Origin of the sequence: Dokdonella sp., from assembly GCF_019634845.1 — a bacterium.
Taxonomy (GTDB): Bacteria; Pseudomonadota; Gammaproteobacteria; order Xanthomonadales; family Rhodanobacteraceae; genus Dokdonella_A.
Genome location: NZ_JAHCAQ010000007.1, coordinates 21975 through 42429, shown reverse-complemented (window position 1 = coordinate 42429; position 20455 = coordinate 21975). Strand labels below are relative to the sequence as shown.

Sequence of the window (20455 nt, the reverse complement as noted above, 5' to 3'; positions counted from 1 at the left end):
GCGCTCGCGCGGGCCGCGTGTCAATCGAGGAACAGATCGCGCAGCGGTGGTTGCGCCGGGTCGAGCGCGTAGCGGCTGAAGTCGCTGACACCGGCTTCGCGCAGCACGTCCTCGTCGAGGAAGAAGCGGCCGCTGGCGCTGCCGGCGGGACGCACGAGGATCGCGTGGGCGGCGTCGGCGACGATTTCAGGCCGGCGGCAGCGCTCGCGCGCGACGCCTGCGATCATGTTGAGCGCATCGGTGGCGATGATCGTGTGTGGCCACAGCGCGTTGATCGCGACGCCGTTGGCGGCGAACTCGGCGGCCAGGCCGAGCGTGACCAGGCTCATGCCCATCTTGGCCAGCGTGTAGCCCGTGTGCGGCGCCCACCATTTGGGATCGAGCGATGGCGGCGGCGCCAGCGTGAGGATGTGCGGGTTGGCGGCCTTGAGCAGATGCGGCAGGCAGACCTGCGCGCACAGGAAACTGCCGCGCGCGTTGACCTGCTGCATGAGGTCGAAGCGCTTCATCGGCGTTGCGAGCGTGCCGGCCAGCCAGATCGCGCTGGCGTTGTTGACGAGGATGTCCAATCCGCCGAAACGCTCGACCGTGGCGGCAACGGCGGCCTGCACGGCCGCCTCGTCGCGGATGTCGCACTGCACGGCCAACGCCTTGCCGCCGGCGGCTTCGACCGCGGCGGCGGCGCTGTGGATCGTGCCCGGGAGCTTGGGGTTGGGTACCGTGCTCTTGGCCGCGATCACGATGTTGGCGCCATCGCGCGCGGCGCGCAGCGCGATCGCAAGGCCAATGCCGCGCGATGCGCCAGTGATGAACAGGGTCTTGCCGGCCAGGGTGTCCATGATGCTGCCTCGGATGGGAACAAGGGTGGGCGCCACGCAGGTGCAGGCGATCGCTCCGCCACCACCTGCGACCGCTGGGTGCATCGCAGCAGCGATCGCCCGCGGTTCGCTGCTGCGCGATTGGATACGGTACCTGAAGCTTTGCACATAGGTCTATTGAATATGTAACGGAGCAACTCGATAGTCACGGGTGCCGCCATTCGACGGCGTACAGGGAGTTCATGATGAAGATGCTCACGTTGGCCTGCGCCGTTGCGCTGGGCCTTTCCCTTTCGGCTGCGGCGCCGCTGGCGCAAGCACAGGACACCCACTCCACCACCGCCGCGGCGAGCGCTGCCGCGACCGTGGCCGCACCCAAGCTGCACGCCGCCATGCGCGCGCTGTGGCGCGGTCACATCGACAACACGCGAGCCTATGCGTTGGCGGTCAAGGCCGGTGACAAGGCGGCCGAGGCCAAGGCGGCCGATGCGACCGTCGCCAATGCCAAGGAGATCGCCAATGCGGTCGCCGGCTTCTATGGCGAAGCGGCCGGCAAGGGTATGCTTGAATTGCTGGCCGGACATTGGAGCGGCGTCAAGGCCATGACCGATGCCGCGAAGGCTGGCGCCACGGCTGCACACGACAAGGCCATGCAGGATCTGACCGCCAACGCCGACGCGATCGCCAAGTTTCTGGCCGGCGCCAATCCCAACCTCACCGAGGAAGGCGTGCGCGGCCTCATGATCATGCACATCGGCGACCACGAGGCGCAGATCAGCCAGATCATGAGGGGCGACGCCAAGGGCGAAGCAACCACCTGGACCCACATGCAGGCGCACATGAACACGTTGGCCGACGCCTTGTCCGACGCCATCGCCAAGCAGTTTCCGGCCAAGGCCGAATGAACCAGGTCAGCGCCCTGCGCCAGCTCGGCAGCACGCAGCAGAAGCTGCTGCGCGGCCTGCTCGCAGCGCCGCAGGGCCTGACCGTCGACGACCTGTGTGATGCGCTCGGCATCACCCACAACGCGGTCAGGCAGCACCTGACCGCGCTGATTTTTGCGGGCTTCATTGGCCGCGGCGCGCCCAGGCCCAGCGGCGGCCGGCCGCAGCTGCGCTATGTGCTCACGCCGGCCGGACGCGAGCTGTTCGCGCGCAACTACGGTCTCATCGCCACCGGCATCATCGAAAGCCTGTACCAGAGCGCGGGCAAGGATGCGGTGCAGGAGGTCCTGGCGCGGCTCGGTCGCGAACTCGGCACCCGCGCAGCCAGCCACATCAACACCGGTTCGCACGACGAGGTGGCGGCATCGCTGGCCGATCAGCTCGATGCGCTCGGCTACGAAGCCTCGACCACACGCCACGATGGCGAGACCCAGGTCGAAGCCTACAACTGCGTGTTCCACGACGTGGCCAGGGCCCATCCCGACGTGTGCCAATTCGACCTGGCCTTCATGCAAACCGCGACCGGGCGCCCGATCGAGCACGTGGAGTGCCTGCTCCACGGCGGCAAGTCGTGCCGTTTCCGCATCGGCGCGGCGAAGGTCGATCCCGGCGAAGCCGGTTCCTGAGCGCGTCGGCGGCGCCGTCACGCCGCCGTGCGCAGCGCCGCGTCGAGCCGTTGCAGACCTTCGGCCAGTTCGGCGTCGCTGATCGTCAGCGGCGGCAACAGGCGCAGCACATCGGGACCGGCCTGCAGCAGCAGCACGCCGTGCGCGGCGGCGCGGTCGAGAATCTCGCCGGCACGGCCGCGCCAGGCCTCGCCGAGCACGGCGCCGAGCATGAGCCCACGACCACGCAGCTGCGTGAACAGGCCACGACCGCCATCGATCCTCGCCAGTCCCTCGCGCAGTGCCTGCGCCTGCCGCTCGACATTGGCGGCAACGGCCGGTTGCGCGAGCTTGCGCAGCGCCACGCGCGCGACGGCGGCGCCGAGTGGATTGCCGCCGAACGTCGTGCCGTGCGCGCCGACCTGCATGACCTCGGCGACCCGCGGCCCGGCCAGCAGCGCGCCGAGCGGAAAGCCGCAGCCGAGCGCCTTGGCGAGCGTCATGATGTCGGGGACCACCTCGTCCTGGGTGTGCGCGAACAGCGTGCCCGTGCGCATCATGCCGCACTGGATCTCGTCGACCACGAGCAGGGCGCCGTGCGCATCGCACAGCGCGCGCACCGCGCGCAGGAAGCCCGGCGCCGCCGGCAGTACACCGCCTTCGCCCTGCACGGGTTCGAGCATCACCGCGGCGATGTCGCGCGCGGCGAACGCCGCTTCGACCGCCGCGATGTCGTTGAAGGCGGCGTAACGGAAGCCCGCTGGCAGCGGCTCGTAGCCTTGCTGGTACTTGGGCTGCGCGGTGGCCGTCACTGCCGCCAGCGTGCGGCCGTGGAAGGAGCCATGAAAGCTCAGGATCGTGCGCCGCTCGGGTGGACGACCTTGCGCCGCCGCCCATTTGCGCACGAGTTTGATCGCCGCCTCGTTGGCTTCGGTGCCCGAGTTGCACAGGAATACGCGCTCGGCAAAGCCGGCCGCAGTGGCCAACTCCTGCGCCAGGCGCAGCGGCGGTTCGGTGTAGAACACGTTGCTGGCGTGCCAGAGCCGGGCGGCCTGTGTGGTGAGTGCCGCCAGCAGATCGGGGTCGCCATGGCCGAGGCTGGTGACGGCGATGCCGGCAGCGAGGTCGATGTAGTCGCGCCCGTCGTGATCCCACACGCGTGCGCCGGCGCCGCGTTCGAGCACGATCGCGCGCGGCTGGTAGACCGGCAGCCAGTAGCGCGCGCCGAGTGCGACGAGATCGGAAGTGTCCATGGGCAATCCTGCGCGAGGCGGTCGTGACGGGACGCTGGCCGGCGGATGCCCGCTCACCAGCTGCCGGTGTTGGGCATCGAGGCCCACGGCTCGCGCGGCGGCAGTGCCGCGCCGGCCTGCAACAACTCGATCGAGATGCGGTCGGGCGAGCGCACGAAGGCCATGTGGCCGTCGCGCGGCGGGCGGTTGATCGTCACGCCCATCGCCTGCAGGCGGGCGCAGCTCGCATAGATGTCGTCGACCGCGAACGCGAGATGGCCGAAGTTGCGTGCGCTGCCGTAGTCCTCGCTCGAACCCCAGTTGTGGGTCAGCTCGATTTCGGCCTCGGGCGAACCCGCGGCCGCCAGGAACACCAGCGTGAACTTGCCGGCTGCGTTGTCGACGCGGCGCGTCTCGCGCAGGCCCAGGCCATCGCAGAAGAAGCGCAGCGTGGCATCGAGATCATGCACGCGGATCATGGTGTGCAGGTAGCGCATGCGGGCAGGGCTCCGGCGCGGATGGGAGCGTCATTATCGCGCAAGCCGCCGAACCGGCTGCCGCCGGCGCGGCCAGGCCGGCGCGAGTGAGACGTGCGTCCCAACTTTGCGCTGTGCCTGGCCGCTGCGCTGCGCCGCAGCGTGCATCGTGCCCGGTGTGCTCCGTTAGCATCGAGGGTCGCTGCCGGCGGGAGAGGTCGGCAGCGACATCGGGTCATTCTGTTTCGGGGAGAAAATCATGCGAGTTCGTACCCTGTTGTCAGTGGGGGTGGTGGTGGCCTGCGCGTTGGCGGCGCCGGCTTTTGCACAAGGCGACGATGCGGCGCTGGCTGCGCGTCTGCAGGCCGAAGAAGTCCAACTGGTTGCCCAGCGCGCCGCCTATCCGGCCCTGTTCGCCGAGGCGCAGGCGCGCTATCGGCAGATTCCGGCGGGCATGCTCGAAGCGATCGCATGGTCGCAGACGCATTGGTCGCCGGCGCCGCCGACGCGCGCCGGCGACAATCACCACCACATGCCCACCGCATACGGTGTGATGGGCCTGTACGGTGGCGAGGGCTTTGCCGACCAGCTCGCCGACGCCGCGGCCCTGCTGGGGGTGCCGGCCAGCCGCATCGCCAGCGACGATCGCTACAACATCCTCGGTGCGGCGGCGCTGCTCGCACGCGAGATCGACGCCGCCGGCAAGCGCGACAGCGACGCCAACGTCGCCACGCTCGCGCCCGTGCTGGCGCGCTACGCGGGGTTCACGCCCGCCAAGGGCGGCGTGGTCGATGACTTCGCGCGCGACAGCTTTGCGTTCGACGTGCTGCTCACGCTCGATCGCGGCATCAACGAGAAGGGCGCGCTGGTGCCCGAGACGCCCGTGCACTGGGAGCAGGCATTCCCGATCCGCACGCTGGCGCTGATGCGGGCGCCGATGGTGCGCCTGGACGTGACCGGCGACCGCATCGAAGCGGCCGGCTATGCGATCGACCCGACCAGCGAGACGATCGTCGCAACCGGCGAGGGTGGGCGCAGCACGGCCGCCGGCATGGCGCCGCTGAGCACCGACTACGGTCCGGCGATCTGGAGCGCGGCCTCGAGCAGCAACTACAGCTCAGGTCGCAGCGCGGCGATCAGCGCGGTGACGATCCACACCACCCAGGGCAGCTATGCCGGCACGATCTCGTGGTTCAAGAATGCGAGCGCGCAGGTCAGCGCGCACTACGTGATCCGCAGCTCCGATGGCCAGGTCACGCAGATGGTGCGCAACGCCGACACCGCCTGGCACGTGCGCAGCCACAACAGCTACACGCTCGGCATCGAGCACGAGGGTTACATCAGCAACAGCTCCTGGTACACCACCGCGATGTACAACGCCTCGGCCGCGCTGGTGCGCAACTTCTGCGGCAAGTACAGCACGATCCCGTGCAGTTCGGCCTATCGCGGCGCCGCCAGCAGTGGCAGCGTGGTGCTGCCGGCCAGCGTCAAGATCAAGGGCCATCAGCACTACAGCGGCAACGACCACACCGATCCGGGCATCTACTGGAACTGGTCGCGCTACTACGACCTGCTCAATCCGGGCAGCAGCGGCACCACCAAGGTGCTCGATACGTTCGAAAGCAGCGTCGGGCACTTCACCACCTCGCCGAGCTACTCGGGCAGCACCACCGGCATCGCCGCCAGCTCGACCGCGCTGCGCGATTGCTCGATGTCCCGCAACGGCAACTGCTCGCTGCAGGTCAAGCTCGTCGACAACACCGCCACCACCGCGCCGTGGGCGGTGCGCCTGCTGTCGGGTGCGGGCACGCCTTCGTCCAACATCAAGCTCACGCGCGCCAATGGCCGCGTCGGATTCTGGGTCTATGCGGGCGGCAGCGGCATGTCCGCGGCGCTGGGCATGGATGACAGCGATGGCACCGAACGGTCGATCGCGCGCGCGATCCCGGCCAACAGCTGGACCTGGCTGGAGTGGAGCCTGACCGATGCCAGCCAGTGGGACGCATGGGTCGGCGGCAATGGCGCGATCACGGCCTCGACCGTCACGCTCGATGCCGTCTGGCTCTACCACGCCAACACCAGTTACAGCGTGTACGTCTACCTCGACGACGTGCAGGTCAAGAACTGAGCAGGCGCCGTGCGCTGGCCGTGGGCGATGTGCCTGCGGCCAGCGCGCTTCAGCCGTCCTGGAAGCGCGGCAGTTCTCGCGTGAGCCACGCCAGCCGCTCGAGCGGGTCGGTCAGTTGCAGCAGCTGCTGCTGCTCGCCGGGCGTGAACGGCAGCTGCTCGGCAAGGCGGAAGCCGACCCAGCTCGCATCGTCGTAGCAGCGGCGCGCGACGCGCGCCATTTCACCGCCGATGCGCTCGAGCAGGCGTTCGAGCAGCGTCGCGAGCAGACCGTATTCGGGCGGCACCGGCAGCGTCGGCTCGTCGGGCCACAGCCGCGCGTCGCCGAGCACGAGACCGTTGTCGCGCACTCGCGTCGCGCCGATGTGGAAACGTCCGCCGCCGCGCACGCGGATGCCGAGCAGGCCGTCAGGCAAGGTGTGGAAATCGACGATGCGCGCGAGCGTGCCGATCGCGGCCGGCACGGCGCCGGCACCGGCTTCGGTGCCGGCGAGGATCAGGCATACGCCGAACGCACGGTCCTGCCGCGCGCAGTCGCGCACGAGGTCCAGGTAGCGTGGCTCGAAGATGCGCAGGTCGAGGGTGCCGCCCGGGAACAGCACCGCCGCGAGCGGGAACAGCGGCAGTTCGACGCCGGTCACCGCCACCGCCCCGGCGCGAGTCGGGCCGGCGCGCCCGTCATGGCGCGGCAGCGCCCAGTTGTGCGGCAAAACGACGTGGCGCCGCCTCGAAACCGCCGTTGGACATGAACACGACGTGGTCACCCGCGTGCACCTGGGCGAGCAAGTCCGCGAGGAGCGCCTCGACGCTGGGCGCGCTGCGGCCACGGCCGCCGAGCGCCGCGATCACCGCGTCCGCGTCCCAGGCCAGCTCGGGCCGTTGCAGCAACACCACCGCATCGGCGTCGGCGAGCGAGGGGGCGAGGTCGACGGCGTGCGCGCCCATCCGCATCGAGTTGGAGCGTGGCTCCATCGCCACCAGGATGCGCGCCTCGCCGACCCGGGCGCGCAGGCCCGCGAGCGTGGTCGCGATCGCGGTGGGGTGATGGGCGAAGTCGTCGTAGACGTGGATGCCGCGCTGCTGCGCGATGAGTTCCATGCGGCGGGCAACGTTGCGGAAGCTGGCCAGCGCCGCGATCGCGGTGGCCGGAGCGACGCCCGCCGCATGCGCGGCCGCGATGGCGGCCAGCGCATTCATCACGTTGTGGCGTCCGCTCAGTGCCCAGCGCGCCTGGCCCAGGGCGCGGCCACGATGGCTGACCTCGAACGTGCTGCCATCGGCGGCACCGAGCCGCGCGCGCCAGTCACCGGCATCGATGCCGAAGCTCTCGACCGGCGTCCAGCAGCCTTGTGCCAGCACCTGCGCCAGCGCCTCGTCTTCGGCATTGACGATGAGCCGGCCATTGCGCGGCACGATGCGCACGAGATGGTGGAACTGGCGCTGGATCGCGGCGAGGTCGGGGAAGATGTCGGCGTGGTCGTATTCGAGGTTGTTGAGGATCGCGATCTGCGGGTGGTAGTGCAGGAACTTGCTGCGCTTGTCGAAGAACGCGGTGTCGTATTCGTCGGCTTCGATCACGAAGTCGCCGCCGTCGGCGCCACCCAGGCGCGCCGATACCCCGAAGTTGGCCGGCACGCCGCCGACGAGGAAGCCCGGCGCGCGGCCGGCGGCGTCGAGGATCCAGGCCAGCAGCGAGGTGGTCGTGGTCTTGCCATGGGTGCCGGCCACGGCCAGCACGCGGCGCTGCGTCAGCAGGCTCTCGCCGAGCCACTGCGGGCCCGAGACGTAGGGCAGGCGCTCGTCGAGCAGGTATTCGACGGCCGGGTTGCCGCGCGACAGCGCGTTGCCGACGACGACGCGGTCGGGCGCCGGCAGCAGATGCTCCGCGCGATAGCCCTGACGCAAGCTGATGCCGAGCTGTTCGAGCTGGGTCGACATCGGCGGATAGACGTTCGCATCACTGCCTTCGACCGTATGGCCGAGCTCGCGCGCGAGCGCGGCGATGCCGCCCATGAAGGTGCCGCAGATGCCGAGGATGTGCAGTCGCATGCAGGAACCGGGGAAATGGGATGGGCGCGATGATGGCACGCGCGGCGCCGGTCGACACCCGCCGCAGGCGCGGCGCGGTGCTCAGCGTGCGCCGAACACGGCCTGCTCCAGCGCCCACCAGGCCACGATCCAGATGATGACGAGGGTCAGGGCAAAGCCCGCGCTCAGGTCGACGGCATGGCGCACGATGTGCGCGGTGACCGCGACCTGCCACAGGAAGATCGCGAACAGCGACCAGGCCACCAGCGATTGCGTGGTGGTGAGCGCGGCGGTGGTCGCGCCCGGTGGCACGCCGCCGAACCACAGCAGCGCGCCCTGCAGCAGCGTGAACACGATGCCGGTGGCGATGATTGCGGTGGCGGTCTGCACGAAACGGTTGCGATGGCTGCGCACGGCCAGCGCGACCCAGCACAGGCCGAGGATCACGAGCGAGGACAGCAGCGAACGCGCCAGTGCGCGATCGTCGCGGTCGAGCAGGTCGCCCACCGCAACGTCGAGTGCGGTGGCGGCCACGAACAGCACGCCCAGCAGCGCCGGCGACCAGGGCAGGTCCTGCGGCCCGCCACGCAGGCGGCACAGCGCCAGCACCTGTGCGGACAGGTCGGGCCGGCGCGGGGCGGGCTCGTTCATCGCGCGTGCCGCGTGCCGGCTCAGGCGGTGAGGGTCTGCGGCAGCGCGGCCAGCACGCGGCGCGAGATGTCCTCGAGTTCGCCAACGCCGTCGACGCAGCGCAGCTTGCCGATGCGCTCGAAGTAACTTGCCACCGGTTCGGTCTGCTCGGCGTACACGCGCAGGCGCTCGCGCACGGTCTCGGGCGTGTCGTCCTTGCGCCCTTCCTTGGCGGCGCGGCCGGCAATGCGTTCGACGATGAGCTCGCTCGGCACGTCGAGCTTGATCGCGACATCGAGCGGCTGGCCGAGGCGCTCGAGCAGGGCCTGCAGCGCGGCGCATTGGGCAAGATTGCGCGGATAGCCGTCGAGGATGAAGCCGCTGGCCGCATCGGGCTGGCGCAGGCGTTCCTCCAGCATGCCGAGCACGATGTCGTCGGAGACGAGCTGGCCGGCGTCCATCACCGCCTTGGCCTTGAGGCCGAGCGGCGTGCCGGCCCTGACCGCTGCGCGCAGCAGGTCGCCGGTGGAGATGTGCGGAATCGCCAGTTGCTGCTTGAGGCGTTCGGCCTGCGTGCCCTTGCCCGAGCCGGGTGCACCGAGTAGAACGAGTCGCATGTTGATCCGTGGCTGCGCAGCGCGCTGCATACTATGGAGGACGCGCCGCGCCCCGCGGCGCCGGCGACCCACGAAACGCTAGCGGTTGGCCCCAAAGGTGTCAAACCGCGCGTGAAACCGACCCAAGGACTTCCTGCCATGAGCCAAGGCCGACTGCTGTATGCGCAATCGGGCGGCGTCACCGCCGTCATCAATGCCACCGCCGCCGCGATCATCGATACCGCGCGCCGGCGCAAGGTGCCGGTGCTGGCTGCGCGCAACGGCATCATCGGCGCGCTGCGCGAGGAACTCATCGACACCACGCGCGAGAGTGCCGCGGCGCTGCGCGCGCTGCGCCACACGCCCGGTGGGGCGTTCGGCTCATGTCGCTACAAGCTCAAGTCGATCGCGGACAGTCGCGCCGAATACGAGCGCCTCATCGCGGTGTGCCGCGCCCACGACATCCGCTGGTTCCTCTACAACGGCGGCAACGATTCGGCCGATACCGCGCTCAAGATCTCGCAGGTTGGCCACGAAATGGGCTACCCGCTGACCGTGGTCGGCGTGCCCAAGACCGTCGACAACGACCTTGCCGTCACCGACTGCTGCCCCGGCTTCGGTTCGGTCGCCAAGTACACCGCGGTGGCGGTCGCCGAGGCCGGCCTCGACGTCGAGTCGATGAGTGCATCGTCGACCAAGGTGTTCATCATCGAGGTCATGGGCCGCCACGCCGGCTGGATCGCGGCCGCTGCCGGGCTCGCCGCGCGCAAGGTCGGCGAGCCGCCGCATCTGATCCTGTTTCCCGAAGTGGCCTTCGACGAGGCCGCCTTCCTCGCGCGCGTCAAGGCGACCGTCGCCAAGGTCGGCTACTGCGCCGTGGTCGCCTCCGAGGGCCTGCGCAACGCGGCCGGCCAGTTCCTGGCCGAGGCCGGCACCAGCGATGCCTTCGGCCACCACCAGCTCGGCGGTGTGGCGCCGGTGCTGGCGAGCCTGGTCAAGGCCCGGCTCGGCTACAAGTGCCACTGGGCACTGCCCGACTACCTGCAGCGGTCGGCGCGCCACATCGCCTCCAGGACCGACGCCGAACAGGCCTGGGCGGTGGGCAAGGCTGCGGTCGAATACGCGCTCGCGGGCCGCAACGCCGTCATGCCCGTGATCGTGCGCACATCCGAATCGCCGTACCGCTGGAAGATCGAGGCGGCACCGCTGGCGCGCATCGCCAACCGCGAGAAGAAGCTGCCCAAGGGTTACATCACGCGCGACGGCTACGGCATCACCGCCGCCGCGCGGCGCTATCTCGAGCCGCTGATCCGCGGCGAGGACGCACCGCCCTACCGCCGCGACGGCCTGCCCGACTACGTGCGGCTCGACAAGGTGCTGGTGCGGCGCAAGCTCGCGCCCTACGCAATCGCCGATTGAACGCGCCGGCACATTCAGAACGGGATGCGCAGGCCGAGCATGAAGGTGCGGCTGTCGTAGTCGCTGCGACCGATGTCGGTGTCGAAGCCGATGAAGGCCGACAGCGGGTGCGCCTGCATCGAGGTCATCCAGCTCAGCGACAGACGCGCGACGCCGTAGCGGCGGTCGACCTTGGCCAGTTGCACCGGGACGTTCGGGCCGCGCGCCAGCAAGCGTGCGTAGATCGCGTCATGGTGCTCGGCCTGCGAGGTGTACTCCAGCGCCAGTTCGGGTGTCCATACGCCACTGCGGGTGCTGAAGGCACGGCCCAACGATGCGCCGCCGGCGAACAGCGAGCGCCGCAGCGATGCGGCGCTGATCGACAGCGCGTCGAGACAGGTGCCACGCTCGACCCATGCATCGAGATCGGCGCGCACGTGCTGGTAGCGGACGTAGGGCGTGAATCGAACCGTCGCGGCGGCCATCGAATAGCCGGCTTCGAGCGCCAGCGCGCGGTGGCTGCTGTCGGTGGCGGCGGTCAACTGCGTGCCACACGCCGGCCGCGTCACGTCGAAATCCTCGCCACCGATGTTGAGCGCGGCGCTGAGGTAGGCGCGTTCGGTGGGCAGCCATTGGGCGTAGAGCGAGCCACTCAGGCCGCCGGCGTGCAAGTCGACGCCGGCCGCGGCGCTGGCATGTGCGCGCAGGCCACCCAGCGCTGCACCCACCACCAGCCCCGGCTTGACGCGCAGGTCGACTCCGAGCGTGAGTCCACGGGTCGTCGCATCGAAGCCGCTGCGGGCGCCAGAACGCTTGCCAAGATCGATGCTGCCCGCTGCAAACAGTGTGACGCGCGAACCATCCGCAACGGCGTCGCCGGCACCACCGCCACCGGTGCTGCCCTTGTCGGTGTTGATCGTCAGCTCGTTGCTGAGAGCGCCCGCGTTGCCGCCACGCAGCAGGCGCAGGTGTTGGCCGATGTTGTCGAATTGGACACCCGGTGCATCGAGCGCCTGCTGCACGATCGGCGCGAGGATGGCGGCGGCGGGTACGGCAATCGCGCCTTCGCTGCTGCGTACCGGTACCTGCACACAGACACCGGTGTTGCCGCGCACGCACGCGGTGAGCACCGCCGTTGTGGCGGCGTCGGACAGACGGAGGTGGGCGGTGGCCGAACCGTCGTCACCGACGCGGATGCTCGGCTCGATCGTGCCCGCAGTGGCCGGTACGAGGCTCAGTTGAATGGTTGCGCCGGGGTCGGGCAAGTCCTGCGCGTCGACCACGGTGTAGGTGACCGCTGTCGTGCTGGCCGGCGGCAGCACCAGCACCGACTCATTGGCGGCCAGTCGGATCGCGCCCGCGCGATCGTCGGGACCACGCAGCGTGAGCTGCAGTGGCGGTGCGGCGCCTTGCGTTGACCTGATCACGACCAGGCGGTTGGCGCTCGCGCAGCCGGGCGTGAACCGCAGCCGTGCCGTGCCGTCGGCGCCCGTGGTGAATTGGCCGTGGTCGGGTGCGTCGGTCTCGCTGCAAGCGGCCTTGGCGCGCAACTTGCCGACTGTCTCGACACTCCACGACAGCGCTGCGCCCGCGATCCGGTGGTCCAGCTCATCGACGGCGACGACGCCGACGCTGGCCTCGACTCCCGGCGTGAACTGCAGGGGTGGTCCGTTGGGGTCGAGGGCCGGGTGGACCAGCGGTGCGCGCACCTCGATCCGAACCGGTGGCGAATCGGCGACGTAGCCTGGCGGCACGAGCGGAATCCCGGCCCTCACCTGGGCCTGGATCGAGTAGTGGCCCGGTGCAACGTTGCGCCATACGAAGCCATGGTCGGGTGCGCCATCGCCGTAGCCGATCGATACGCCGTCGACGAAGTACTCCACCGCCGTGACGTAACTGGACAAGGTTCCGGTGACGCTCGCTTCGAGCGCGATGTCGGCCGCGCCATGGGCGTGGATCACGGCGCCATCGGCAGGCTCGCTGATGCGGATCTGCAGCGACTGCGCCAACGCGACCGGCATCGCCAGCAGCCACAGCAGCAACGTCGACAGCAGGACGAGTGCGCGCTGAGGATGCCGGGTGCGGTCGCAGCGGCGCGCAGCCGGCGCAGCTTGCTGGCCGTGGTCATGGCAGGCAGGCCCGATCGGCGCTGCGCCGCCGGGTGTTGCGTCGCGTGGTGCGGGCCGCAATACCGTGGCGTGGATCATGCCGGCGATGGCCGCCGTGGCGCCCGGTCGGTTCCTGCTGACCGATGCCGCCGTTGTCGATGCGCTCGCGACGGGAACGCCGAAGGCTGGTCCGACCTGCGCCGCGGCCCGTTCATTGCTGCCGGTGACTGGGCCGGCTCCGGCCCGCCACTGCAGCAGTGACGCCGTTGCACCCGGTCGAAGCGAAAAAAGGATGGGATGCACCTGTGTTCTCGAGAGGTCGCGTGGGCCTGCGCAGCGGCAAAGCAAAGCCGCGCACTGCACCGACTTGCCGGCGATGCGCATGTCCGCGCGCGGGCGTCGGGTGCTGCTCGTGGCGCTGCGCGGGCCGGCCACGTGCCTGCAGGCAGGGCGATGCTTCGTCAGCGGCGATTGTGCAGAGCGGCCGGTTGCGGCGAATCCACAAGATTGAGGAGCCAGCCGAGCGATGCCACGGTGCGTGGCCAGGTCATGACGCGGTTGCCATGCGCAATGCGCGTGGTCGACAGTCCGGCCCGCGCGCCGGACGTCCTGATCGTGGTCGGTGCTGTCTCGATCAGCGTCGCATGGCCGGGCTCACGGCCACTCGGTCAGCTCTTCGGCGGCATTGACGCGCGGCCACGACGGACGGGCCTTGAGGCGGGTGGCGAGTGCGGCGATCGCGGGCCAGCCGGTGGCCGGGCGCGGCATGTTGCGCGACCAGCGCATGAGCATGAGCGCGTAGAGGTCGGCCAGACTGAAGGTATCGCCAAGCACGTGGGGTCCGTGCGCGGCGAGGTGGGCATCGAGCTTGGCCCAGCATTTTTCGATACCGATGCGGGCGGCTTCCTTGATCGTGTCGGCTGCGGCGGGCAGGTGGTCGGTGGGGAAGAACCACTGCCGGAACAGCGGCTGCAGCGTGTTGGCGAGGTAGAACATCCATTGCAGATAGTCGGCGCGTCCCGCACTGCCCGGCGCTGGCGCAAGCCCCGCTGCGGGATGGCGTTCGGCCAGCAGCATCGCCAGCGCCGCGGCCTCGGTGTGCGGTTGGCCGTCGACGATGAGCGTGGGCACGATGCCGCTCGGGTTGATCGCGAGGTACTGCGCGCTGCGGTTCTCGCCCTTGCTGATGTCGACGCGCTCGAGTTGGTGGGGCGCGCCGATTTCGAGCAGCGCCAGGTGCACCACGAGATTGGCCGAACCGGGCGAGTAGTAGAGCGTGTACATGGCGATGGCCCGGTGGCGGCGAAGACGCTTATCGTGCCATGCCGCGGCAGCGCCGGCACGCATGATCGCGTCGGTGCGTGATTCACGCCCGCGGCGGCAGCTCCTCGTCGCGCGCGGCGACGAACACGAGCGTGACCAGGATCAGCATGAAGCAGCGGAATGCGGTTTCCAGGCCGTTCCACTGCGTCGACATCCACATCCCGAACCATTCGCCACCGATCGTCATGAAGCCGACCTGCCACACGAGGAAGCCGAGCGTGAGGCCGCCGATCGCCACTGACTTGGCGCGCTGGAACTCGTTGGCGGGCGCATGGCGCCGTCGCCACAGTCGCGCGGCGCCAAACCAGCACAACAACGCGGTGGCGGTCTCGCTGGCGATGATGAGCGCGTAGGCGAGGTGCTGCACGGCGGGATCGGTGATCGCGCGCCAGCGGGTCGTGCTGTCGGGAAACACGCTGTCCATCGCCAGCACATGCTGCACGAAGGCGAGGTTGCTGCCGTAGTCGGTGAGGTTGCCGAAGGCGACCAGGCTGGCATACAGCGCGACCGCGGCGACGGTGAGGATCTTGGACAGGCGCAGCAGCGGCATGGCGCTCTCCGGCAAGATCGCTACTGCGACGGATATTGGATCGGGAACGCCCAGGCGGCCACCGCGCTGGGCGCGGCGTCGGCATCGAGCACCGCATAGCTCGCCGGAATCAGCGCGAAGCGCGGCGAGGGCGCGTGCAGGGCGAGGTCGTCGAACAGGCCGTTGGCGTCGTCGAAACCGCCGGCCAGGCCGGTCAGCGCGTAGCGGTCGAACACGTAGGGCACGCCTTCGGACATGAGCGGGTCGTTGGCGTCGGAGACGTGGAAGTGCAGGTGTGCCTCGCTGGAATTGCCGCTGTTGCCGAGCAGGGCGATGACCTGGCCGCGCCGCACGCGCTCGCCGAGGCGCACGCGCAGGCTGCCGGGCTGCAGGTGGGCGTAGAACGCGTAATGGCCACCGCCGATGTCCTGCATGAGGTAGTTGCCGGCCGCCATCTCCACGGTCGGGTTGGGCGGGTTGTTGGGCGGTGTCCCCTCGGCCATGCCGTCGCGCAGGTTCGTGATCGTGCCATCGGCCACCGCGATGATCTCCTCGCCCCAGGCGAGGTAGCTCGCGTTGCGGTCGAGCGGACCGATCGCACGATGGGCGTCGGCATCGACCTTGACCCAGTCGATCGCATAGCGCTCGGGTGCATGGTAGACGCCGACGATCGCGTTGCCGGCGGCGTCGCGTTCGGGAATCAGCGTGCGCCGATGGACGCCGAAGTCGTTGGCCGAATCGCCCGCGACCCAGCCCGTGCCGCGGAACGGCAGGCCGACCATCACCGGCGCCGCGTGCGAGACCGGGGTGTCGGTGCTGGCGGTGCTGCGCGCGGACGCGGCGTTGCTGCAGGCCGTGCTGTCGACTTCGTGGTGCAGGCGGTCGGGCAGCGGCAGGTTGTTGTCGAGGACGAGGAAGAAGTAGACCACCGCGCCGCCGCCGGGTGGCAACTCGACCGCGTGTGGCGTGGCCTGCCCAGGCGCGGGATTGGGCAGCGGATTCATCCGCGCATCGTAGGCGAGCGTGTTGGCGGCGATCGCGCCGGCCTGGTAGCGGCGCAGCAACTGCCCAGCGCTGCTGAGGCGCACATCGACGATGCGCGCGCAGGCTGCGCCGGCGTTGCGCAGGTCCAGTTCATGCACGAGCACGCGACCGCTTGGCGTGGGCAGTACGGCGAGGCGATCGTGCACCTTGAGCGTGAGGTCGCCGGCGTGGGCGGCGGCTGCGGCCAGCGCGAGGCCGAGCAGGCTGAAGGGCAGGGCGGGCGGCGCGTTGGGAGGCATGAGGACACTCGCTCGGACGGGATTGTGCAAGTACGCGCGGTAGTGCGCCGGTACGGATCATGTGCGGCGCAGGTGGCGGTCGGCAAGCCGGCCGCCCGGCGCGCTGCAGCACGGCGCCGCGACCGTTATAATCGGCCCGTTTTGCCTTGCATTCCCGCCGTTCCAACCACCTTGCCTCCAAGGGGAAGTCGATGTTCTTCAGTCAATACGGTCTTTGGATCGCGCTCGGCTGCGCCGTGCTCGCGATCGTCTACGGCGCCTGGTCGATCCGCTGGATCCTGGCCAAGCCCGCCGGCAATCCGCGCATGCAGGAGATCGCTGCGGCGATCCAGGAAGGCGCGCGCGCCTATCTCAACCGCCAGTACCGCACGATCGCGCTGGTCGGCGTGATCCTGCTGGTCGTCATCGGCGTCGCGCTCGACTGGCCGACTGCGATCGGCTTCGCGCTCGGCGCCGTGCTGTCGGGCCTGACCGGCTACATCGGCATGAACATCTCGGTGCGCGCCAACGTGCGCACGGCCGAGGCCGCGCGTAGTGGCATCCCGGCTGCGCTCGCGGTGGCGTTCCGCGGTGGTGCGATCACCGGCATGCTCGTGGTCGGCCTCGCCCTGCTCGGCGTGGCGGGCTACTACGTCGCCCTGCTGCAGACCGGCAGCACGCCCGACAAGGCGCTGCATGCGCTGGTCGGCCTGGCCTTCGGCTCGTCGCTGATCTCGATCTTCGCGCGCCTGGGCGGCGGCATCTTCACCAAGGGTGCCGACGTCGGCGCCGACCTCGTCGGCAAGGTCGAGGCCGGCATCCCGGAAGATGATCCGCGCAACCCGGCCGTGATCGCCGACAACGTGGGCGACAACGTGGGCGACTGCGCCGGCATGGCGGCCGACCTGTTCGAGACCTATGCGGTGACGCTGGTGGCGACGATGCTGCTCGGCGGCGTCATGCCCGCGCAGGCCGGCCCGCACGGCGTGTTGTATCCGCTCGTGATCGGCGGCGTGTCGATCATCGCCTCGATCATCGGCACCTTCTTCGTCAAGCATTCGGGCGGCAAGATCATGAACGCGCTGTACAAGGGCGTGATCGTGTCGGGCGTGCTCGCGCTGATCGCGTTCTACCCGGTCACCCAGCAGCTCATGGCCGGCAGCACCTACGGCGCCATGAACGTGTTCGGCTGCGCCGTGATCGGCCTGCTGCTGACGGGCGCGATGGTCGTGATCACCGAGTACTACACCGCAACCGAATACGGCCCGGTGCGCCACGTGGCCAAGGCTTCGACCACGGGCCACGCCACCAACATCATCGCCGGCATCGGCATCTCGATGAAGTCGACCGCGTGGCCGGTGCTGGCGGTGTGTGCGGCGATCTGGGGCGCCTACCAGCTGGCCGAACTGTATGGCATCGCGATCGCCGCAACCTCGATGCTGTCGATGACGGGCATGATCGTGGCGCTCGACGCCTACGGCCCGATCACCGACAACGCCGGTGGCATTGCCGAGATGAGCGAACTGCCGTCTGAGGTGCGCGCCGTCACCGATCCGCTCGATGCGGTCGGCAACACCACCAAGGCCGTGACCAAGGGCTATGCGATCGGTTCGGCCGGCCTCGCCGCGCTGGTCCTGTTCGCCGACTACACGCACAAGCTCGGCGTCGAGCACCCGGGCGTGGTCTACACCTTCGACATCTCCAACCATTACGTCATCATCGGCCTGCTGATCGGCGGCCTCATCCCGTACCTGTTCGGTGCGATGGCGATGGAGGCGGTCGGCCGCGCGGCCGGCGCGGTGGTGGAGGAAGTGCGCCGCCAGTTCCGCGAGATCAAGGGCATCATGGACGGTTCGGGCAAGCCGCAGTACCACAAGGCGGTGGACCTGCTGACCAAGGCCGCGATCAAGGAAATGATGATTCCCTCGCTGCTGCCGGTGCTGGTGCCGATCGTGGTCGCGTTCGGTTTCCGCTGGCTCGGCGGCCCGCTGGCCGGTGTGCAGGCGCTCGGCGGCATGCTGATCGGCACGATCGTGACCGGTCTGTTCGTCGCGATCTCGATGACGACGGGCGGCGGCGCCTGGGACAATGCCAAGAAATACATCGAGGACGGCAACTTCGGCGGCAAGGGTTCGGACGCGCACAAGGCGGCCGTGACCGGTGACACGGTCGGCGATCCCTACAAGGACACGGCCGGCCCGGCCGTGAACCCGCTGATCAAGATCATCAACATCGTTGCCCTGCTGCTGGTGCCGCTGCTGTAAGCAAGGCCGCGCAGCAACCAACCTCGACGGCGGCCGCATGGCCGCCGTCGTCGTTTGGGGACGTCGTCACCCGCAGCCGGCCTGCGGCGAATCACTCGCAGCCCGGCCACCAGCACGGATTGGCGGCGATGAACTGCAGCAGTGCCTGTTGCTTGGGCGTGGCGGGGGTGTCGATGTATTCGACCGCGCCCCAGCTGCCCCATTTGTCGTAACCGCCCGAGGCGGTGAAATGCATGAACAGCTCGCCGCCATGGTCGCGCCACTGCGCGAGATGGCTTGCGTAGACGGTGCCCATGCGCGCATCGCGGTTGGCGCCTGTGAACAGCGCAGTGAGGGCAGCGTTGTTCTCGGCGCCGGAGTAGCCGACCAGGTGCTGGCCACCTTCATACGACACCAGATGCAGGCCGCGCGCTGCGGCGACGCTGCGATGGGCGTCGATCCAGCCAGCGCTCAGCGCGAGAGCGCCGCCGCCGGGGCCACCGGCAAGCGCGCCGCCGACCGTCAGCTCGTCGAACAGCGTGTCGAGTGACCAGGCCGCGACCGTGTCCTGGGTCGACGGGCTGCCGAGATAGCCGCCGATGTAGGGTGCGATGGCCACCGCATCGAGGCCGTGCGCGGTGCAGGGCGCGCCGGCGGTCCACAGCGGACAGTCGGCGGCCTGCTGCTGCGTCCATGCGTTGGCGGCCTGGGCGCCGAGCACGCAGGTGATGCGGCTGGCCTGGCTGCCCCAGGCGCTCTTCCACAGCTCGCAGGTCTGCGCGCTGCGTTGGCCGTACCAGCTCAGTTGGCGTTCGTAGGCGGAGGCGACGTTGCCGTAGGCGGCGCTGCCCATCGCCGCGGCATAGGCGCTCTGCGTGAACTGACCGTTCCACACCTCGTTGGAGTACTCGACGTAGACGCGGCGGTTGGTCTGCAGCAAGGCATGCACGCGCTGGGCGAACCGTGTCAGGTAATCGTCGCTGGCGCGATGCGGCATCGTGAACCAAGGGTCGGCGTCGAGGCGGTTGGCCAGCTCGACCATCATCTCCAGCGGCACGCCGCCGCCGGTGGTCCAGCGGACGTCGTCCAGGCGAGGGCGCTGGGCGAATTCCTGCTGCCCGGAGTTGTTGGTGTTCATCCAGTCCATGAAGCGCAACACCCGGTTTCTCCGCACCAGCGCGAGGAAATCGGGATGGAACAGTTGCGCGGGGCCACTGTGCTCGTCGAAGCCTGGCATCCACACATGGATCGCGCGTGGTGGATTGGCGGTGTCGATGGCGGTCAGTCGCATCATCCAGCCACCCTGGCTCGCGTCGACATCGACGACGTCGCGCCCCGGCTGCGACAGCGCGAGGTTCTTCTGTGCCGCGAAGTGATAGCTGATCGTGGCGTTGCCGTCGTAGCTGACGATGTAGCGACCGCTTGGGTAATGGCCGGCCAGATCGCCGAACGAGAACAGCGTGGCGACCGCGTTGTAGCTCGGCGACGAGCAGCCTGGATTCGACAGCACCGGTGCCAGCGAGCGCAGGTAGCCGTTGTCGTCGCGGTCCAGGCACGCCTCGTCGCCCGTATCCCACACGCCGCCGTCGGTGTCCTGCGTGATCCAGTCACGCGATTGCTTCATGGCGTCGACGAAGGTGTAGCTCGTCGACCAGTCGACCACGCCGTCGAGGTTGCTGCCCAGCGGCGAGCCGTGGTTGGGCGGGAACTCGAAGCCGTCGTGGAACACGCTGTCGAAGGCGGATGCAAGGGCCGGGATCAGCAACGCGATCATGCTGATCCAGATGATGCTTCGGCACGATGGGCGAACCGTGGCAACGTGCATGGGTCGTCTCCGCTGGTGGACAGGTCGTGGGGGACCGCGCCGCGATTGCCGCGACGGCTGCGCGGCGCGGATCCGGCCCGTTGCGCCGCATGATCGGGCCAACGCATCGCGCTCGTCGCGACCCAGCGCACATCCTGGGCGCTCATCTGGCACGTTGCCTGCCATGCGCGATCGTTCGCCGAGCAGAACAATCAGTTCGCGAGCCCGGTCGCGTCCCGCGACGGCAGCGACCGCGACGACGGCATCGGTGAGGCGGCTTGGCGCGGTCGGTTCTCGCGGCAAATTGCCGCAGCATCGTGCTGCGCTGCATG

The 20455-nt window shown here is 69.4% G+C and carries 17 protein-coding genes; 5 read left to right on the top strand and 12 right to left on the bottom strand.

The window, feature by feature from the left end; all coding sequences use genetic code 11:
* Window positions 1-20: 20 nt before the first annotated feature.
* Window positions 21-839 (bottom strand): NAD(P)-dependent oxidoreductase, encoded by an 819-nt coding sequence (locus tag KF903_RS06665; protein WP_291212755.1) that lies wholly within the window; start codon window positions 837-839, stop codon window positions 21-23.
* A 221-nt stretch (window positions 840-1060) separates the two neighbouring features.
* Here KF903_RS06665 and KF903_RS06660 point away from each other — a divergent pair, with 221 nt between their 5' ends.
* Window positions 1061-1723 carry a hypothetical protein gene (locus tag KF903_RS06660; protein WP_291212752.1) on the top strand — a complete coding sequence of 221 codons (663 nt, stop codon included), beginning with the start codon at window positions 1061-1063 and terminating at the stop codon, window positions 1721-1723.
* Window positions 1720-2388 carry a hypothetical protein gene (locus KF903_RS06655; RefSeq protein WP_291212749.1) on the top strand — a complete coding sequence of 223 codons (669 nt, stop codon included), beginning with the start codon at window positions 1720-1722 and terminating at the stop codon, window positions 2386-2388. The genes KF903_RS06660 and KF903_RS06655 overlap by 4 nt, the downstream gene beginning before the upstream one ends.
* A gap of 17 nt (window positions 2389-2405) precedes the next feature.
* Here KF903_RS06655 and KF903_RS06650 read toward each other — a convergent pair whose 3' ends face one another.
* Together KF903_RS06650 and KF903_RS06645 are read right to left on the bottom strand one after the other, a co-directional pair.
* Window positions 2406-3620, bottom strand: a complete 1215-nt coding sequence (locus KF903_RS06650) for an acetylornithine/succinylornithine family transaminase (protein ID WP_291212747.1) — start codon at window positions 3618-3620, stop codon at window positions 2406-2408.
* Between the two features lie 53 nt (window positions 3621-3673).
* The gene (locus KF903_RS06645; protein ID WP_291212744.1) at window positions 3674-4096 is read right to left on the bottom strand and encodes a VOC family protein; all 423 of its coding nucleotides are present in this window, start codon (window positions 4094-4096) and stop codon (window positions 3674-3676) included.
* A 238-nt stretch (window positions 4097-4334) separates the two neighbouring features.
* On the opposite strand from KF903_RS06645, the gene KF903_RS06640 reads away from it, so the two are divergent.
* Window positions 4335-6203 (top strand): peptidoglycan recognition family protein, encoded by a 1869-nt coding sequence (locus KF903_RS06640; protein ID WP_291212741.1) that lies wholly within the window; start codon window positions 4335-4337, stop codon window positions 6201-6203.
* A 49-nt stretch (window positions 6204-6252) separates the two neighbouring features.
* Here the strand turns inward: KF903_RS06640 and KF903_RS06635 are convergent, their stop codons facing one another.
* The 4 genes from KF903_RS06635 to KF903_RS06620 all read right to left on the bottom strand — a co-directional run bounded on the left by KF903_RS06635 (window position 6253) and on the right by KF903_RS06620 (window position 9477).
* On the bottom strand, window positions 6253-6843 hold the full coding sequence (locus tag KF903_RS06635) for an LON peptidase substrate-binding domain-containing protein (RefSeq protein ID WP_291212738.1): 591 nt from the start codon (window positions 6841-6843) through the stop codon (window positions 6253-6255).
* A gap of 37 nt (window positions 6844-6880) precedes the next feature.
* Window positions 6881-8251 (bottom strand): UDP-N-acetylmuramate:L-alanyl-gamma-D-glutamyl-meso-diaminopimelate ligase, encoded by a 1371-nt coding sequence (gene mpl, locus KF903_RS06630; protein WP_291212735.1) that lies wholly within the window; start codon window positions 8249-8251, stop codon window positions 6881-6883.
* An 81-nt stretch (window positions 8252-8332) separates the two neighbouring features.
* Window positions 8333-8881: a hypothetical protein gene (locus tag KF903_RS06625; RefSeq protein WP_291212732.1), complete on the bottom strand. Its 549-nt coding sequence runs from the start codon at window positions 8879-8881 to the stop codon at window positions 8333-8335.
* A 20-nt stretch (window positions 8882-8901) separates the two neighbouring features.
* Window positions 8902-9477: an adenylate kinase gene (locus KF903_RS06620; RefSeq protein ID WP_291212729.1), complete on the bottom strand. Its 576-nt coding sequence runs from the start codon at window positions 9475-9477 to the stop codon at window positions 8902-8904.
* 138 nt (window positions 9478-9615) lie between these two features.
* Here KF903_RS06620 and KF903_RS06615 point away from each other — a divergent pair, with 138 nt between their 5' ends.
* Window positions 9616-10875, top strand: coding sequence for a 6-phosphofructokinase (locus KF903_RS06615; protein WP_291212726.1), 1260 nt, complete (start codon window positions 9616-9618; stop codon window positions 10873-10875).
* A gap of 14 nt (window positions 10876-10889) precedes the next feature.
* On the opposite strand, the gene KF903_RS06610 is transcribed toward KF903_RS06615, so the two are convergent.
* The 4 genes from KF903_RS06610 to KF903_RS06595 form a co-directional block, all read right to left on the bottom strand.
* Window positions 10890-12896 carry an autotransporter domain-containing protein gene (locus tag KF903_RS06610; protein WP_291212723.1) on the bottom strand — a complete coding sequence of 669 codons (2007 nt, stop codon included), beginning with the start codon at window positions 12894-12896 and terminating at the stop codon, window positions 10890-10892.
* Between the two features lie 720 nt (window positions 12897-13616).
* On the bottom strand, window positions 13617-14246 hold the full coding sequence (locus KF903_RS06605; RefSeq protein ID WP_291212720.1) for a glutathione S-transferase family protein: 630 nt from the start codon (window positions 14244-14246) through the stop codon (window positions 13617-13619).
* Window positions 14247-14328: 82 nt separating this feature from the next.
* Window positions 14329-14835 (bottom strand): DUF2165 domain-containing protein, encoded by a 507-nt coding sequence (locus tag KF903_RS06600; protein ID WP_291212717.1) that lies wholly within the window; start codon window positions 14833-14835, stop codon window positions 14329-14331.
* Between the two features lie 20 nt (window positions 14836-14855).
* On the bottom strand, window positions 14856-16097 hold the full coding sequence (locus KF903_RS06595) for a M23 family metallopeptidase (RefSeq protein ID WP_291212714.1): 1242 nt from the start codon (window positions 16095-16097) through the stop codon (window positions 14856-14858).
* A gap of 191 nt (window positions 16098-16288) precedes the next feature.
* On the opposite strand from KF903_RS06595, the gene KF903_RS06590 reads away from it, so the two are divergent.
* A complete protein-coding gene (locus KF903_RS06590) occupies window positions 16289-18340 on the top strand; it encodes a sodium-translocating pyrophosphatase (RefSeq protein ID WP_291212711.1) in 2052 nt (683 codons plus the stop codon).
* Window positions 18341-18431: 91 nt separating this feature from the next.
* Here KF903_RS06590 and KF903_RS06585 read toward each other — a convergent pair whose 3' ends face one another.
* Window positions 18432-20093 carry a hypothetical protein gene (locus KF903_RS06585; protein WP_291212708.1) on the bottom strand — a complete coding sequence of 554 codons (1662 nt, stop codon included), beginning with the start codon at window positions 20091-20093 and terminating at the stop codon, window positions 18432-18434.
* Between the last annotated feature and the right edge of the window lie 362 nt (window positions 20094-20455).

Bases quoted from the DNA above. Each gene is read 5' to 3' on its own strand.
- KF903_RS06650 (WP_291212747.1), bottom strand. From the start codon at position 3,620: ATGGACACTTCCGATCTCGTCGCACTCGGCGCGCGCTACTGGCTGCCG.
- KF903_RS06595 (WP_291212714.1), bottom strand. From the start codon at position 16,097: ATGCCTCCCAACGCGCCGCCCGCCCTGCCCTTCAGCCTGCTCGGCCTC.
- KF903_RS06615 (WP_291212726.1), top strand. From the start codon at position 9,616: ATGAGCCAAGGCCGACTGCTGTATGCGCAATCGGGCGGCGTCACCGCC.
- KF903_RS06645 (WP_291212744.1), bottom strand. From the start codon at position 4,096: ATGCGCTACCTGCACACCATGATCCGCGTGCATGATCTCGATGCCACG.
- mpl (WP_291212735.1), bottom strand. From the start codon at position 8,251: ATGCGACTGCACATCCTCGGCATCTGCGGCACCTTCATGGGCGGCATC.
- KF903_RS06640 (WP_291212741.1), top strand. From the start codon at position 4,335: ATGCGAGTTCGTACCCTGTTGTCAGTGGGGGTGGTGGTGGCCTGCGCG.
- KF903_RS06665 (WP_291212755.1), bottom strand. From the start codon at position 839: ATGGACACCCTGGCCGGCAAGACCCTGTTCATCACTGGCGCATCGCGC.
- KF903_RS06660 (WP_291212752.1), top strand. From the start codon at position 1,061: ATGATGAAGATGCTCACGTTGGCCTGCGCCGTTGCGCTGGGCCTTTCC.
- KF903_RS06585 (WP_291212708.1), bottom strand. From the start codon at position 20,093: ATGATCGCGTTGCTGATCCCGGCCCTTGCATCCGCCTTCGACAGCGTG.
- KF903_RS06590 (WP_291212711.1), top strand. From the start codon at position 16,289: ATGTTCTTCAGTCAATACGGTCTTTGGATCGCGCTCGGCTGCGCCGTG.
- KF903_RS06625 (WP_291212732.1), bottom strand. From the start codon at position 8,881: ATGAACGAGCCCGCCCCGCGCCGGCCCGACCTGTCCGCACAGGTGCTG.
- KF903_RS06620 (WP_291212729.1), bottom strand. From the start codon at position 9,477: ATGCGACTCGTTCTACTCGGTGCACCCGGCTCGGGCAAGGGCACGCAG.
- KF903_RS06605 (WP_291212720.1), bottom strand. From the start codon at position 14,246: ATGTACACGCTCTACTACTCGCCCGGTTCGGCCAATCTCGTGGTGCAC.
- KF903_RS06600 (WP_291212717.1), bottom strand. From the start codon at position 14,835: ATGCCGCTGCTGCGCCTGTCCAAGATCCTCACCGTCGCCGCGGTCGCG.
- KF903_RS06655 (WP_291212749.1), top strand. From the start codon at position 1,720: ATGAACCAGGTCAGCGCCCTGCGCCAGCTCGGCAGCACGCAGCAGAAG.